The following is a 15,032-nucleotide window of genomic DNA, read 5'->3' as shown; positions in this document are numbered from 1 at the left end:
CCTGAATTATTTGTCGCCGACGAGCCCGTGTACCCAGAGCGCGAACCGGTTCCAAGTCTCGATGGCCCAGTCCGTGACATCCCCGCCGCTGTTGGCCGCGAGCAGCACGACGATCACCGCGACCAACGCGGCGAGCACCACCAGCGCGATGGCGATCCCGGAGACCCGGTTGCCGTAGAGCGTGGCGACTGCCTTCGCGTCGGTCAGCTTGGTACCGACCTTGAGCCGGGTGAGGAAGGTCGCCGGATTGCTGCCGCGGCGGCCGCGGTCGAAGAAGTCGTCGAGCGAGGCCGCGGCGCCCACGGTGACGATGAGCGAGGCGCCGTGGTGGTCGGCTAGCAGCAGCGCCAAGTCGGCCGGCGAGCCCGACGAGGGAAACGTCGTCGCGCCGATGCCGAGATCCTGGATGCGTTCGAGTCCCTTGGCGTGACCGTCCGTGTCGGCGGGCAGGATCACCTCGGCTCCGCACTTCATCGTCGCGGAAGTGATCTCGTCCGGGTCGCCGATGATGAGGTCGGGTCGGTAGCCCCGCTTCACCAGGGTGTCCGCACCACGGCCGACCCCGATCATGATCGGCACGTACTCCTTGATGAACGGTTTGAGCCGCGCGAGATCATCGGCGTGATCCGGGCCGTCCGCGACGACGACGACGTGCCGGTGCTTCATGACCAGCTCTAGCTCCGGCACGCCGATACCGTCGATGAGCAGCGGGCTTTCGGTGCGGATGAACTCGATGGTGTTGCCCGCGAACGCCTCCAGGTGATCGGCCAGCCCGTTGCGCGCCGCGATCATCCGCTCGACGACGGCCGATTCGGTGAGCTCGATGCCCTCGACCAGGACCTCCGGCTCCTTCTTGATCATCTTGTCGGCGTAGACGACACCCTCGTCGATACGGACCTTGCTACCGTCCTTGATCTTGCCGAACGCGTCCGAACTCACTGTGTCCAGCAGCAGAATCCCGTTCGCCACCAGCACTTCCGGGCCGAGGTTCGGATAGCGGCCTGAGATAGACGGCGAGGTGTTGATCACCGCCACCACGCCGGCCTCGACCAGCTGGTCGGCGGTCATCCGGTCGATGTCCATCTCGTCGAAAACGACGATGTCACCCGGTCCCACCCGCTTCAGCAGACGCCGGGTGTTGCGATCCACCCTGGCTGTCCCGGTCAGACCGGGCGGCGTATCGGTGTTCTTCGACAACAGCGCCAGCATCCTCATGTGGCCGATGATGGCGGCAAACTCTCAACCATTGGTGGAGGCGCGCCGTATCATCTAGCACATCCGTCACTGCGATAGCTCCACGCACCACACGGTTCCGACCCCTCTTCAGCATCGATCCACCGGCCGGATTCAGGATCGGGCGTGCTACAAAAGGCCGACTTACACCATATTTTCCTGTTCGGAACGCCCTGGGTGAACGAGCGACAGCACAGAACCCCAGACATGGATTACCTTCACCGCCATCGCAGGAGACCGAAACGACGCGACGCGACCGAGCGCTCCCCAAGCCAGCTCTCCGTTCGAATTCGCCATCCAGCGAATGAGCCGCTATCGATCCGATCCGAGGCGGAGTGCCGAACTGTCGATCCCGATTCAGGTCACGTGAATCCCAACTGCCGGACGCCTGCTCGCTAATTTCATTGAGGTTCAAGATCAGCCCAGCAACCCGTCTGAGACGGTTCCCGTACTGGGCACATCAGCCATCATGACGCGCTCGCCACTGACTGTGATGCGGACAACACGATCAGCGAGCGGAGCAAGGCGTACCTATATGCTGCCCGTCACAGGTAACTCGAAGAGGAGGCCCCATGGCCAGCACCACCGTCGACGCCGTCATCGCCGCGCCGCGCGATGTCGTGTACCGGCTCTTCGCCGACCGCGAAAGCATCAGCCCCTACCTTCCGGTCCAGGTCAAGCTGACCAAGCCGGGCCTGACCGAACGTGAGGGCGTCGGCGCCCAGCACATAGTCGGACTCGGTCCGCTCGGCATCACCGAGGAGATCACCAAGCTGGTGCCCGGCGAGCGGATGGAATACAAGATCGTCAAGGGCGCGCCGGTGAAACGGCACGTCGGCATCGTCACCTTCGCTGACACCGACAACGGCACCCTGGTCTCCTACACAATGGAGTCCGACCCCACACTCCCCGTGCCCGCCAAGGTGCTGGAGTTCGGCCTGAAGAACCTGATCGGCCAGTTCATCAAGGGCGCGCAGAAGGCCGTGCGCTGATCGACGCGATCACCGCGTCGCTACCTCGGTGCCCGACTTCTCGGCACGCGCCGTAGCCAGCAGCTCCTCCGCGTGCGCCCGGCCGGTCTCGGTGTCGTCGAGACCGGCAAGCATGCGGGCCAATTCGATGACACGCTCATCCTTGGTGAGCGCACGAACGCCGCTGTCGACTTTGCCCTTGCCGTTGTCGGACTTGTCGACCACCAGGTGGGTGTCGGCGAACGCCGCCACCTGTGGCAGATGGGTGACCACGATGACCTGATGCGTGCGGGCGAGCCGGGCCAACCTGCGGCCGATCTCGACCGCGGCCCGGCCGCCGACGCCGGCGTCGACCTCGTCGAACACCATAGTCGCGCCGTGGTCGGAGTCGGCGAGGACAACCTCGAGCGCCAGCATCACGCGCGACAACTCACCACCAGAGGCACTCTTGCTCAATGGCAGCGACTGTGCGCCCGAATGCGCCGACAGGCGGAACTCGACCTCATCGATGCCAGATGAACCGGCGTGCAGTTCCTGCCCGCCGACGGTGAGCGGCGCGGAGTCCTGCGGGCTCGCGGGCAGCGGCCGAACTTCGACCGCCAGGCGCGCCTTGCCCATCGCGAGGCCACCCAGCTCGGCACTGACGGCGGCCCCCAGTTTGCCCGCCGCCTTGGTTCGCGCGGCGCTCAGTTTCTTCGCCGCCTCCCGTACCCGCTCGGCCGCGACGTCCACCTCCGCGGCCAACTTGGTCAGCGCCTCCTCGGACACGTCGAGCGAGCCGAGCCTGGTTCGCGCCTCGTCGGCCCAGGCGATCACACCGTCGATGTCGGGCGCGTACTTGCGGGTCAGCGTCTTCAGCTCGGCCTGCCGAGTGAGCAGCGCGTCCAGCGCGCCCGGATCCGAAGGCAGGTCCGAGAGGTAGCCGCTCAGCTCGGTGGTCAGATCGACCACCACGGCAATGGCGTCGGCCAGGCGAGGCATGAGGGCGATCAGCGCGGGATCGTCGGCCGATTCGATGCGGGCGCGCGCGGCACCGAGCAATTCCAGTGCGCCGGAACCGTCTTCGGGAGCGTCGGCCGGTCCGGCCAACGCGTCGCGCGCGGTGGCCGCCGCCTCACGTAACGAGTCCAGGTCGCTGAGCCTGCGGACCTCGTCGACGATGCGCACGTCCTCGCCGAGCTCCGGTGCGATGGCGTCGATGTCGTTCAGCGAGTGTTTGAGCCGGTCGGCCTCGAGCGCCAGATCCCTGCTGTGCGCGGTCCGTTCGAGCAGTTCGTTCCTGGCTTCCAGCCAGGAACGGCGCTGGACTTGGTATTTCCGCAGCAGCGGACCCACGGTGTCGGCGGCGAACTGGTCGAGCGCGGACAACTGCTGATCGGGGCGCTGCAGGCGCAGCTGGTCGTTCTGGCCGTGCACCGTCAACAGGGGCGCGGTGAAATCGGCCAACACCGAGGCGGGTACGCCGCGACCGCCGAGGTGCGCGCGAGACCGCCCGTCGCTGCCGACCGTTCGGATGGCGATGATGCTGCCATCGTCGTCCCGTTCGGCCGCTGCCGCTTCCAGAACCCGCGCGACCTCGGCACGGGCCGCATCGTTGACGTCATCGATGGTGAACCGGCCCTCGACCACGGCACGGGACGCGCCGAGCCGGACCCGGCCCGCATCGGCCCGCGCGCCGCTGAGCAGATGCAGGCTGGTCACCACCATGGTCTTGCCTGCTCCGGTCTCACCGGTCAGGCAGGTCAGCCCCTCGTGAAACTGCGCTGTGGCTGTGGAAATGACGCCAAGACCGTCAATCCTGATCTCTGTCAGCACTTGTGCTCTCCGTTCGCCGTCGGCCACGCCAGCCTGTCACGGGCAATTGGAACTTGCGCACCATCCGGTCGGCGAACGGTGCGGAGTCCAGCCGCACCCAGCGCACCGGCTCGGCGCCGCGGACCGCTTCCACCCGGCCGCCCTTCGGCAGTGCGAGCGTGCGCCTGCCGTCCAGGAAAACTATCGCATCGTGACCGGTCGCAACGGATTCGACCGCGATCCGCGACTCCGGGCTGGTCACCAGCGGCCGCGCGAACAAGGCATGGGCATTGCTCGGAATCACCAGCAGCGCTTCGAGTTCCGGCCACACCACCGGGCCGCCCGCGGAGAAGGCGTAGGCGGTCGATCCGGTCGGCGTCGCGATCAGGATGCCGTCGCAGCCGAACGCGGACACCGGGCGACCATCGACCTCGAGCACCACTTCGAGCACGCCCATGCGCGAGGCGTTTTCGATGCTCGCCTCGTTCAACGCCCAGCCGCTCTCGACCACCTCGTCCTCGACCCGGACCGTGACGTCGATGGTCATCCGGTGCTCGATCGTGTAATCGCGCCGGACCACCTGCGCCAGCGCCTCGTCCAAGTGCTCGGCCTCGGCCTCGGTGAGAAACCCGATGCGGCCGAGGTTGATTCCGAGGACCGGCACCGCGGCCGAGCGCGCCAACTCGGCGGCGCGCAGGAACGTTCCGTCGCCACCGAGCACGAGCACCATCTCGCAGCCGACCGCCGCTTGGAGGCCATGCTCGACCACGCGCAGCGGGTAGCCGCCCGGCTCGGCCTCGAATCGGGTGCTGTCCGCCTCGTCCGCGAGCACCCGCAGGCAGATGCCCGCGTCCGCGAAGATCTTCGCCACCCGGTGGGCGGTCTCGATGATCTCCGCCCGGCCCGGATGCGACACCAGTAGGATCTCCCGGCATCCGGCCCGTGCCAGCACGTTCACTGTGGACCCTCCTCAACCGCACGTTCGACGAGGACCGCGACCTGCTCGCCGTCGTCTTCGAACTGCCCGTCCTTGCGCAGCCACAAGAAGTATTCGACATTGCCCGACGGCCCTGGCAAAGGGCTCGCCACTACGCCGACGGTACGCATGCCGAGTTCCGCCGCCGCGGCGGCGACTGTACGGACCGCTTCGGCCCGCAGCGCGGAGTCACGCACCACACCGCCTGAGCCCACACGCTCCTTACCCACCTCGAACTGCGGCTTCACCATCGGCAACAGGTCGGCGCCTGGCGCCGCGCAGGCCGCCAGCGCGGGCAGGACCACGCCGAGCGAGATGAACGACAGGTCGCCCACCACAAGTTCGACAGTGCCGCCGATCGCTTCGGGAGTCAGGTGGCGCACATTGGTGCGGTCGAACACCCGGACCCGCTCGTCGCTCTGCAGACGCCAGACCAGCTGGCCATAGCCGACGTCGACCGCGATCACCTCACGCGCCTCGCGCGAAAGCAGGACATCCGTGAAGCCGCCGGTAGACGCGCCCGCGTCCAGGCACCGCTTACCCGCGACCGAGAGCCCCTGCGACTCGAACTGCTCCAGCGCGCCGAGTAGTTTGTGCGCCCCGCGCGATGCCCAGGAAACCTCGTCGGGTTCCGCGCGCACCACCAACGGCGTGCCCGATTCCACGGCGGTCGCTGCCTTGACGGCAACCGTTCCAGCTATCAGGACGCGGCCCGCACCGATCAGCTCGACCGCGTGCTCTCGCGATCTCGCCAATCCGCGGCGAACCAGTTCCGCGTCCACTCGCGAGCGTCGGGCCACTTCAGATCTTGTCCACCGTGGCCAGTGCTCGAACGAGCACGTCGTGTGCCTGCTCCAGGATTCGGGCGCGACGGGTGATATCCGCGCCGGATTCGGCGCTGTCGGCCGCCACCGTCGCTCCGGCCCAGCCGGTGCGTGTGTCGAGTTCAGCGAGCAGGCTGTCGACCTCTCCGCTAATCCGGTCCGGGTCGGCAGGCTCCGGTTGCCCTTGCACGCCCGCAAGATGCTGACCGGGCAACGGGACCCCGGGGCGGGGGCCGTTCGCCCCGGCGGCGTGCATTCCGGGGCCGTTGGAACGGGGCATGGGAGTAGTCATCGTGGCGTCAACGCTATCGGATTTCCGAACTGGACGCGCGAACCGTCACGGCTCGTCCAGGGTTGCTTCGCAGGGCTTCCCCCAGGTCGGTGTCGGACGCGAGATCAACGGGCGAATAGTTGAGAGCGTCCAGGGAGTCGGAGACATAGGTGGGAATCTGGTCGGCAGCGGCGTCGCGCAGCTCGTCCAGGGTGCTCACGCCGGTCAGCACCAGCAGCGAATCGAGGCCGACGCGGTTGGCGCCTTCGATGTCGGTGTCGAGACGGTCGCCGACCACCAGTGCGCTGCGAGTGTCCGCGCGGACGAGGGCGTCCTCCAGCAGGGGTGCGTACGGCTTGCCCGCCACGATCGGCTCCCGGCCGGACGCGGCACGCAGCGCGGCGACCATAGCGCCGTTGCCCGGAGCGAGGCCACGTTCGTTCGGCAAGGTCCTGTCGGTGTTCGCGGCGACCCACAGCGCGTCCGCGCGCAAGGCGTAGGCGGCCTCGGCCAAGTCCGGCCACGCCGTGTGGGGTGAATGTCCTTGCACCACAGCCGCAGGAGCGGCACCGTCGAAGCGCCGAATCGCACGGAGACCTACCGCGTCCACCTCGGCCGCCAGATCATCGGTGCCGACGATCAGCACCCGCGCGCCCTGGTCGAGCCGCTCGCCCAGCAGACGGGCGGCTGCCTGCGCGCTGGTCACCACGTCGTCGGTCGTCGCGGGAAAGCCGAGCTCGGTCAAGTGCGCGGCCACGACGTCCGGGCCCCGGCTGGCATTGTTCGTGACGTACACCAGCCGCTGAGCCGCCGCGCCCGCGTCGGCCAATGCCTGTGGGGCACCCTCGATCACCGCATGACCGCGATACAGTGTGCCGTCCAAATCCAGCAGCAGGGCTTGGTAGCGATCCCGTAGTCGCTTCACACCACTCTCACTCCGTGTCACCCGATCGGCGCCTTGCCGACTCACACCACCGGGCCCTCCGGCGGCACAGCCATCTCGGCAAGTCCGAGCCATTCGAACACTACGCCAGACGAAGGACAGGAAAAGCGTGGCGTCAGCCACTGTGTGGCTCGGATCGTCGGTGCCGTGTGGCGGATTCGAGCACACTGGTCAGTGCTGATCAAGTATCGTCCGGCTGGACCAAATCCGTTCCGGCACTGCGCGTCACGCTTGTCGACCACTGTTCGAATCCGGCATGCGCGTGGGCAGCAGCATCGTGAGGCACGCTCAGATGTGCGGAACGGACACCGCCGTGGCGCCGCTGCAGGGAACGAACACCCACCACACACGGCGTGGGTGCTGTCCCGCGTATCGGGAGAAGCCGGTCACCGACGCGCCGAGCCGCTACGCGGGACGGGTTCGAATCGGACGGCATCGGGGTGTACTTCAGCGACCCCCGTCGGCCGGGTCCTCACGAGAGTGGCGAAACGACACGGCCGCATTGGCCTGCTGCACTTCAACCCGAGCATCTTCCGATCCGCCGTTGCTGTCGGTGCCCGAGCTGATCGAGCGACTTCACCGTCGGCGCTGCTTTTCCGCCGCCCGAGCCGGGCGTCCTTTCCCTTTCCGAGGGGGCTGTCCGGCTGGGTCGCCCACGCCGGCTACAGGTCGATGTCACCCGTGAGTTCGGCGGCGCGTTCTTCCGCGTCGGTTTCGCCGTCAAGGTCGGCGGAGGCGGCATTGAGGAACCAGGTGAGGCCGTCATCGGTGCGGCCTGCGGCGACGAGTGCGTCGGCGTAGGCATAGAAGAGGCGGGCCGCGGCCGAACCGGTGCGTGACAGATCGAGATCCGACGTCTGCAGGGTCACAACGGCTTGATCGTACTGGCCGAGGTCCATTCGGGCTCCCGCGACGACGATACGCAATTCAGTGGCCTCGTCCCCGCGCAGGGCACGGGCCTCGTCGCTGCGACCGAGCTCGATCGCTCGTTCGGCGCGGCCGAGGCCACGTTCGCAGTCGGCCATCACGGCCAGCAGGCCGGACCCGCCGGACATGCGGCGGGCAGTGCGCAGCTCCGACAGGGCTTCGGCCCACTCGCCCGCGTGATAGGCGGCAACCCCTGCCGTTTCGCGGACCACGGCGATCCGACCGGCGCGCTGGCGCGCTGCCCTGGCATGCGCGAGTGCCAAACCCGGATCGTCATCGATGAGTCGCACGGCCATCACGAGATGACGGGCGACCGTCTCCGCGTTGCCCTTGTCGAGGCTGAGCAGATCGCGGCGGACTGCAGGGTCGAGATCGGCGGGCTCGACGTCGTCCGGCAGATCCGGTTCTTCCGGACGCGGCGGTCGGCGGTCGGCCGAACGGCCACCACCGGCGCGGGCGCCCTCGCCGCCGCGACGGCGATCCTGCGGCGCATCACCGCGCGCGGCCCACTCGGCGCGGTCCGAGTCACCGCGACGGTCGCCTCGGTCGGACTCACGACGCTCACCGGCATCACGGCCATCGCTCGAGCCACGATCCTTGGCATCACCACGGCGCACGAAGCCGGAGTCGCCTCGCCTCCCGCCACCGCTGCGGTCGGCCGAATCGGCGCGACGGGTGAACCCACCGCGCTCCCCCGAGGCGCCGCGACGGGCATCGCTTCGGTCCCCTGAATCGTCACCGCGACGGTGGAAACCACCACGCGAACCCGCGCCACGGTCGGCGCCGCCACGCTCGCCGGAGTCACCACCTCGACCGAAACTGCCACGCGAATCACCGCGACGCTCGCCGGAACCGCCGCGACGGTCGACCCCTCCACGCCCAGCGGACCCGCTGCCGCGGTCGGACCCGCCGCGCTTGGCCGCGTCGCCTCCGTGGTGGAAGCCACCGGAGTCACCAGCACGATTGGCGCTACCTCGGTGGCCGGAGGGGTCCTGCCGCCTGAATCCACTGCGTTCGGAGGAGGTATCGCGCTGGCCGGAGCCGCTGCGCTCACCCGAATCGCCACGCTTGAACCCACCGTCGGATTCTTCGCGGCGCTTGAACCCACCGCGCTCCGATGAATTGTCGCGTGGACTGGAGCCGCCGGACTCACCGCGTCGTTTGAAGCCACCGCGTTCACCGGAGTCGTCGCGGCGGTTGAATCCACCGCTACGCTGGCCCGAGCCGGAGCGCGGACCGCTCTCACGGCTGTCGCCGCGTCGACCGGACCCGGAGTCGGGAGCGCCGCGCCGGAAGGGCTTCCGATCGTCGTTTTGTTCCGGCACGGTGCTCCCTTTCTAAATTTCACAAGAAGTAAGTAGGGCCCCACAAATTCAATCATGCGCCGACGGTGGGGCGGGGGCACGGCAAGTGGTCCGAGCACGGCCAAGTGCTCAAACGCCGATAGGGGACCCTGGTGTGGGTCCCCTATCGTGAAAGGATGTTCCGGCGGTGTCCTACTCTCCCACACCCTGTCGGGTGCAGTACCATCGGCGCTGGCAGGCTTAGCTTCCGGGTTCGGAATGGGACCGGGCGTTTCCCTGCCGCTATGGCCGCCGTAACTCTGTGAAACTGTTCACGCGGCGCAACTCCCGGGGTGTTGTTGGGGGGTTGCGGTGCGGGCGTGTGTTGTTTCAGATACTGCACAGTGGACGCGTAGCTTCTTTGTTGGTAAGTCCTCGGCCTATTAGTACCGGTCACCTCCACACGTTACCGTGCTTCCAGTTCCGGCCTATCAACCCCATGGTCTGTAGGGGGCCTTAACCACTCGGTGGTGGTGAGAAACCTCATCTTGGAACAGGCTTCCCGCTTAGATGCTTTCAGCGGTTATCCCTTCCGAACGTAGCTAACCAGCAGTGCCCTTGGCAGGACAACTGGCACACCAGAGGTTCGTCCGTCCCGGTCCTCTCGTACTAGGGACAGCCTTCCTCAAGTTTCTGACGCGCGCGGCGGATAGAGACCGAACTGTCTCACGACGTTCTAAACCCAGCTCGCGTGCCGCTTTAATGGGCGAACAGCCCAACCCTTGGGACCTACTCCAGCCCCAGGATGCGACGAGCCGACATCGAGGTGCCAAACCATCCCGTCGATATGGACTCTTGGGGAAGATCAGCCTGTTATCCCCGGGGTACCTTTTATCCGTTGAGCGACACCGCTTCCACTTGCCGGTGCCGGATCACTAGTCCCGACTTTCGTCCCTGCTCGACATGTCTGTCTCACAGTCAAGCTCCCTTGTGCACTTGCACTCGACACCTGATTGCCAACCAGGCTGAGGGAACCTTTGGGCGCCTCCGTTACATTTTAGGAGGCAACCGCCCCAGTTAAACTACCCACCAGGCACTGTCCCTGAACCAGATCATGGTCCGAGGTTAGAAGTCCAATACGATCAGAGTGGTATTTCAACGATGACTCCACGAACACTGGCGTGCCCGCTTCATAGTCTCCCACCTATCCTACACAAACCGTACCGAACACCAATACCAAGCTATAGTGAAGGTCCCGGGGTCTTTTCGTCCTGCCGCGCGTAACGAGCATCTTTACTCGTAATGCAATTTCGCCGAGTCTGTGGTTGAGACAGCAGAGAAGTCGTTACGCCATTCGTGCAGGTCGGAACTTACCCGACAAGGAATTTCGCTACCTTAGGATGGTTATAGTTACCACCGCCGTTTACCGGGGCTTAAATTCTCAGCTTCGCACCCCGAAGGGCGCTAACCGGTCCTCTTAACCTTCCGGCACCGGGCAGGCGTCAGTCCGTATACATCGTCTTACGACTTCGCACGGACCTGTGTTTTTAGTAAACAGTCGCTTCTCTCTGGTCTCTGCGACCACACCCAGCTCAGACCGCGAGGGTCATCACCAGACGTGGTCCCCCTTCTCCCGAAGTTACGGGGGCATTTTGCCGAGTTCCTTAACCACAGTTCTCTCGATCGCCTCGGTATTCTCTACCTGACCACCTGTGTCGGTTTGGGGTACGGGCCGTGTATCAACTCACTAGAGGCTTTTCTCGGCAGCATAGGATCACTGAATTCACCTCAATCGGCTACGCATCACCTCTCAGGCACGTGTTGTGCGGATTTGCCTACACAACGCCCTACAGGCTTACACCAGTACAACCACTGACTGGCCCAGCTACCTTCCTGCGTCACCCCATCGCTTGACTACTACCAGCCGGGGTCGTGTGCAGCCCCTCACTCGAGACCCGAAGGCCTTCTCGGAGGTTTTGGACACTTAGCACAACTGATTCATCATGGGCGCGGATACACGGGTACGGGAATATCAACCCGTTGTCCATCGACTACGCCTGTCGGCCTCGCCTTAGGTCCCGACTCACCCTGGGCGGATTAACCTGGCCCAGGAACCCTTGGTCATTCGGCGGACGAGTTTCTCACTCGTCTTTCGCTACTCATGCCTGCATTCTCACTCCCACACCCTCCACCACTGGATCACTCCGTGGCTTCCCTGGATGCAGGACGCTCCCCTACCCACCCGAACCACTGCACACCCGACCGGAGTCGGATGCGGATGTATTGTTCGAGTGCCGCGGCTTCGGCGGTGTACTTGAGCCCCGCTACATTGTCGGCGCAGGATCACTTGACCAGTGAGCTATTACGCACTCTTTCAAGGGTGGCTGCTTCTAAGCCAACCTCCTGGTTGTCTTCGCGACCCCACATCCTTTTCCACTTAGTACACGCTTAGGGGCCTTAGCCGGCGATCTGGGCTGTTTCCCTCTCGACTACGAAGCTTATCCCCCGCAGTCTCACTGCCACGCTCTCACACACCGGCATTCGGAGTTTGGCTGATTTCGGTAAGCTTGTAGGCCCCCTAGACCATCCAGTAGCTCTACCTCCGGCGTGAAACACGTGACGCTGCACCTAAATGCATTTCGGGGAGAACCAGCTATCACGGAGTTTGATTGGCCTTTCACCCCTACCCACAACTCATCCCCTCAGTTTTCAACCTAAGTGGGTTCGGGCCTCCACGACGTCTTACCGTCGCTTCACCCTGGCCATGGGTAGATCACTCCGCTTCGGGTCTAGAACACGCGACTGGAACGCCCTATTCGGACTCGCTTTCGCTACGGCTACCCCACACGGGTTAACCTCGCCACATGCCACTAACTCGCAGGCTCATTCTTCAAAAGGCACGCCATCACCCCACACCCGAAGGCGAAGGCTCTGACGGATTGTAAGCGCACGGTTTCAGGTACTATTTCACTCCCCTCCCGGGGTACTTTTCACCTTTCCCTCACGGTACTAGTCCGCTATCGGTCACCAGGGAGTATTCAGGCTTACCGGGTGGTCCCGGCAGATTCACAGCAGATTTCACGGGCCCGCTGCTACTCGGGCACCCACTACAACAGAGCACGTGTTTTCGTCTACGGGACTCTCACCCTCTACGACAGGCCGTTCCAGACCACTTCGACTAACACGAACTTTTCTGACTGTTGCTTGCCACGGCAGTGACAAGAAAGTGAGCCCCACAACACCACACGGACAACCCCTGCCGGGTATCACATCCGCATGGTTTAGCCTCATCCGCTTTCGCTCGCCACTACTCACGGAATCACAATTGTTTTCTCTTCCTGCGGGTACTGAGATGTTTCACTTCCCCGCGTTCCCTCCACACACCCTATATATTCAGGTGTGGGTAACACGACATCACTCGTGCTGGGTTTCCCCATTCGGAAATCCTCGGATCTCAGCTCGGTTGACAGCTCCCCGAGGCTTATCGCAGCCTCCTACGTCCTTCATCGGCTCCTGGTGCCAAGGCATCCACCGTACGCTCTTAAACACTTACTAACAAAGATGCTCGCGTCCACTGTGCAGTTCTCAAACAACACACAAGACCGAACCTGACTCAGCACCAGCCGAGGATCCGAAAACCCTCGCGGTATGACTGAAGACCCAGCCTTGTCGTTATCTTGCCCAAGAGGAAACACTCGCGTGTTCTCTCAGGACCCAACAGTGTGTCGATATATTCACCGCGACCAACCACCGAGGATTGATCGAATGCGATAAAAGCTGTCAGCGTTCCACCCATGAGCGTCCGCAGTCCCACAGATGAGGACTCAACGGTCTCTGGCATCAACGTTTACCATCCCCGACTCTTCGGGGTGCGATGCAGAAGTGCTCCTTAGAAAGGAGGTGATCCAGCCGCACCTTCCGGTACGGCTACCTTGTTACGACTTCGTCCCAATCGCCAATCCCACCTTCGACGGCTCCCTCCCACAAGGGGTTAGGCCACCGGCTTCGGGTGTTACCGACTTTCATGACGTGACGGGCGGTGTGTACAAGGCCCGGGAACGTATTCACCGCAGCGTTGCTGATCTGCGATTACTAGCGACTCCAACTTCACGGGGTCGAGTTGCAGACCCCGATCCGAACTGAGACCGGCTTTAAGGGATTCGCTCCACCTCGCGGTATCGCAGCCCTCTGTACCGGCCATTGTAGCATGTGTGAAGCCCTGGACATAAGGGGCATGATGACTTGACGTCGTCCCCACCTTCCTCCGAGTTGACCCCGGCAGTCTCTCACGAGTCCCCGCCATTACGCGCTGGCAACATAAGATAAGGGTTGCGCTCGTTGCGGGACTTAACCCAACATCTCACGACACGAGCTGACGACAGCCATGCACCACCTGTACACCGACCACAAGGGGGCCTACATCTCTGCAGGTTTCCGGTGTATGTCAAACCCAGGTAAGGTTCTTCGCGTTGCATCGAATTAATCCACATGCTCCGCCGCTTGTGCGGGCCCCCGTCAATTCCTTTGAGTTTTAGCCTTGCGGCCGTACTCCCCAGGCGGGGTACTTAATGCGTTAGCTACGGCACGGATCCCGTGGAAGGAAACCCACACCTAGTACCCACCGTTTACGGCGTGGACTACCAGGGTATCTAATCCTGTTCGCTACCCACGCTTTCGCTTCTCAGCGTCAGTTACTTCCCAGAGACCCGCCTTCGCCACCGGTGTTCCTCCTGATATCTGCGCATTTCACCGCTACACCAGGAATTCCAGTCTCCCCTGAAGTACTCAAGTCTGCCCGTATCGCCTGCAAGCTCACAGTTGAGCTGTGAGTTTTCACAGACGACGCGACAAACCGCCTACAAGCTCTTTACGCCCAGTAATTCCGGACAACGCTCGCACCCTACGTATTACCGCGGCTGCTGGCACGTAGTTGGCCGGTGCTTCTTCTACTCCTACCGTCACTCTCGCTTCGTCGGAGTCGAAAGAGGTTTACAACCCGAAGGCCGTCATCCCTCACGCGGCGTCGCTGCATCAGGCTTTCGCCCATTGTGCAATATTCCCCACTGCTGCCTCCCGTAGGAGTCTGGGCCGTGTCTCAGTCCCAGTGTGGCCGGTCACCCTCTCAGGTCGGCTACCCGTCGTCGCCTTGGTGGGCCGTTACCCCACCAACAAGCTGATAGGCCGCGGGCCCATCTCGCACCGATAAATCTTTCCACCCTCGGACATGCATCCAAAGGTCCTATCCGGTATTAGACCCAGTTTCCCAGGCTTATCCCGAAGTACGAGGCAGATCACCCACGTGTTACTCACCCGTTCGCCGCTCGTGTACCCCGAAGGGCCTTACCGCTCGACTTGCATGTGTTAAGCACGCCGCCAGCGTTCGTCCTGAGCCAGGATCAAACTCTCCGTTGAAGACTCCAACCACACCCGAAAGGGTGCAATCAAAAGTATTTAAACCAGAGTCCGAAAACCCAGCAAAACAAAACGCCAACAAAATGTTGACTAAAATGTCCAACCTTCCAAACGGGGGGTATGAAAGGCCGGAACCAATAAAATATTGGCACTGACATTCATCGACACACTATTGAGTTCTCAAAGAACACACGCACACACATCCAGACCGGACCAACCAGACCTTCTGCGAGGCAACCGTTCCAGCCTAACCAGACCATGGAGCGAAGTCAAGCTCGACCCCGATCTTGTTTGGCTTGTCAGGCGCTCCTCGTCCTACCCTCGTTTCCCGGTCCTTCCGCTCAGCGTTTCCGCTGGGCTTCTCGGCTCCGGGTCGGTGTCCGTGTCGCTCTGACTTG

General features: G+C 63.7%; 9 protein-coding genes and 3 rRNA genes. 2 read left to right on the top strand and 10 right to left on the bottom strand.

Annotated elements, in window-relative coordinates:
- Positions 1-6: 6 nt before the first annotated feature.
- Positions 7-1,215: a putative cytokinetic ring protein SteA gene (gene steA / locus OHB12_RS00060; protein ID WP_327114949.1), complete on the bottom strand. Its 1,209-nt coding sequence runs from the start codon at positions 1,213-1,215 to the stop codon at positions 7-9.
- A 590-nt stretch (positions 1,216-1,805) separates the two neighbouring features.
- Between steA and OHB12_RS00055 the strand changes: the two genes are divergently transcribed.
- Positions 1,806-2,225: an SRPBCC family protein gene (locus tag OHB12_RS00055; protein WP_327114947.1), complete on the top strand. Its 420-nt coding sequence runs from the start codon at positions 1,806-1,808 to the stop codon at positions 2,223-2,225.
- Between the two features lie 9 nt (positions 2,226-2,234).
- Here OHB12_RS00055 and recN read toward each other — a convergent pair whose 3' ends face one another.
- The 6 genes from recN to OHB12_RS00025 form a co-directional block, all read right to left on the bottom strand.
- Entirely contained in the window at positions 2,235-4,019 is a 1,785-nt protein-coding gene (gene recN / locus OHB12_RS00050; protein WP_327114945.1) for a DNA repair protein RecN, read from the bottom strand.
- Positions 3,997-4,956, bottom strand: coding sequence for an NAD kinase (locus OHB12_RS00045; RefSeq protein ID WP_442799921.1), 960 nt, complete (start codon positions 4,954-4,956; stop codon positions 3,997-3,999). The genes recN and OHB12_RS00045 overlap by 23 nt, the downstream gene beginning before the upstream one ends.
- Entirely contained in the window at positions 4,953-5,774 is an 822-nt protein-coding gene (locus OHB12_RS00040; protein ID WP_327114943.1) for a TlyA family RNA methyltransferase, read from the bottom strand. Before OHB12_RS00040 ends, OHB12_RS00045 begins: the two co-directional genes overlap by 4 nt.
- Position 5,775: 1 nt before the next feature.
- The gene (locus OHB12_RS00035; RefSeq protein WP_327114941.1) at positions 5,776-6,078 is read right to left on the bottom strand and encodes a hypothetical protein; all 303 of its coding nucleotides are present in this window, start codon (positions 6,076-6,078) and stop codon (positions 5,776-5,778) included.
- A 25-nt stretch (positions 6,079-6,103) separates the two neighbouring features.
- Complete coding sequence (locus OHB12_RS00030) at positions 6,104-6,994, bottom strand: HAD-IIA family hydrolase (RefSeq protein WP_327120797.1); 891 nt, start codon at positions 6,992-6,994, stop codon at positions 6,104-6,106.
- Between the two features lie 680 nt (positions 6,995-7,674).
- The gene (locus tag OHB12_RS00025) at positions 7,675-8,556 is read right to left on the bottom strand and encodes a tetratricopeptide repeat protein (protein WP_327114939.1); all 882 of its coding nucleotides are present in this window, start codon (positions 8,554-8,556) and stop codon (positions 7,675-7,677) included.
- 129 nt (positions 8,557-8,685) lie between these two features.
- Here OHB12_RS00025 and OHB12_RS00020 point away from each other — a divergent pair, with 129 nt between their 5' ends.
- Positions 8,686-9,060, top strand: coding sequence for a hypothetical protein (locus OHB12_RS00020; protein ID WP_327114937.1), 375 nt, complete (start codon positions 8,686-8,688; stop codon positions 9,058-9,060).
- A gap of 362 nt (positions 9,061-9,422) precedes the next feature.
- Here the strand turns inward: OHB12_RS00020 and rrf are convergent.
- The 3 genes from rrf to OHB12_RS00005 form a co-directional block, all read right to left on the bottom strand.
- A 5S ribosomal RNA gene (gene rrf, locus OHB12_RS00015) occupies positions 9,423-9,539 on the bottom strand.
- Between the two features lie 106 nt (positions 9,540-9,645).
- Positions 9,646-12,777, bottom strand: a 23S ribosomal RNA gene (locus tag OHB12_RS00010).
- A 338-nt stretch (positions 12,778-13,115) separates the two neighbouring features.
- Positions 13,116-14,634: ribosomal RNA gene (locus OHB12_RS00005) — 16S ribosomal RNA — on the bottom strand.
- Together the 16S, 23S and 5S rRNA genes form the textbook arrangement of a ribosomal RNA operon.
- Positions 14,635-15,032: the final 398 nt, after the last annotated feature.

The organism is Nocardia sp. NBC_01730 (assembly GCF_035920445.1).
In the GTDB taxonomy this organism is placed as follows: domain Bacteria; phylum Actinomycetota; class Actinomycetes; order Mycobacteriales; family Mycobacteriaceae; genus Nocardia.
Note: the sequence above shows the minus strand (reverse complement) of the source record. Positions and strands in the feature narration are given on the sequence as shown.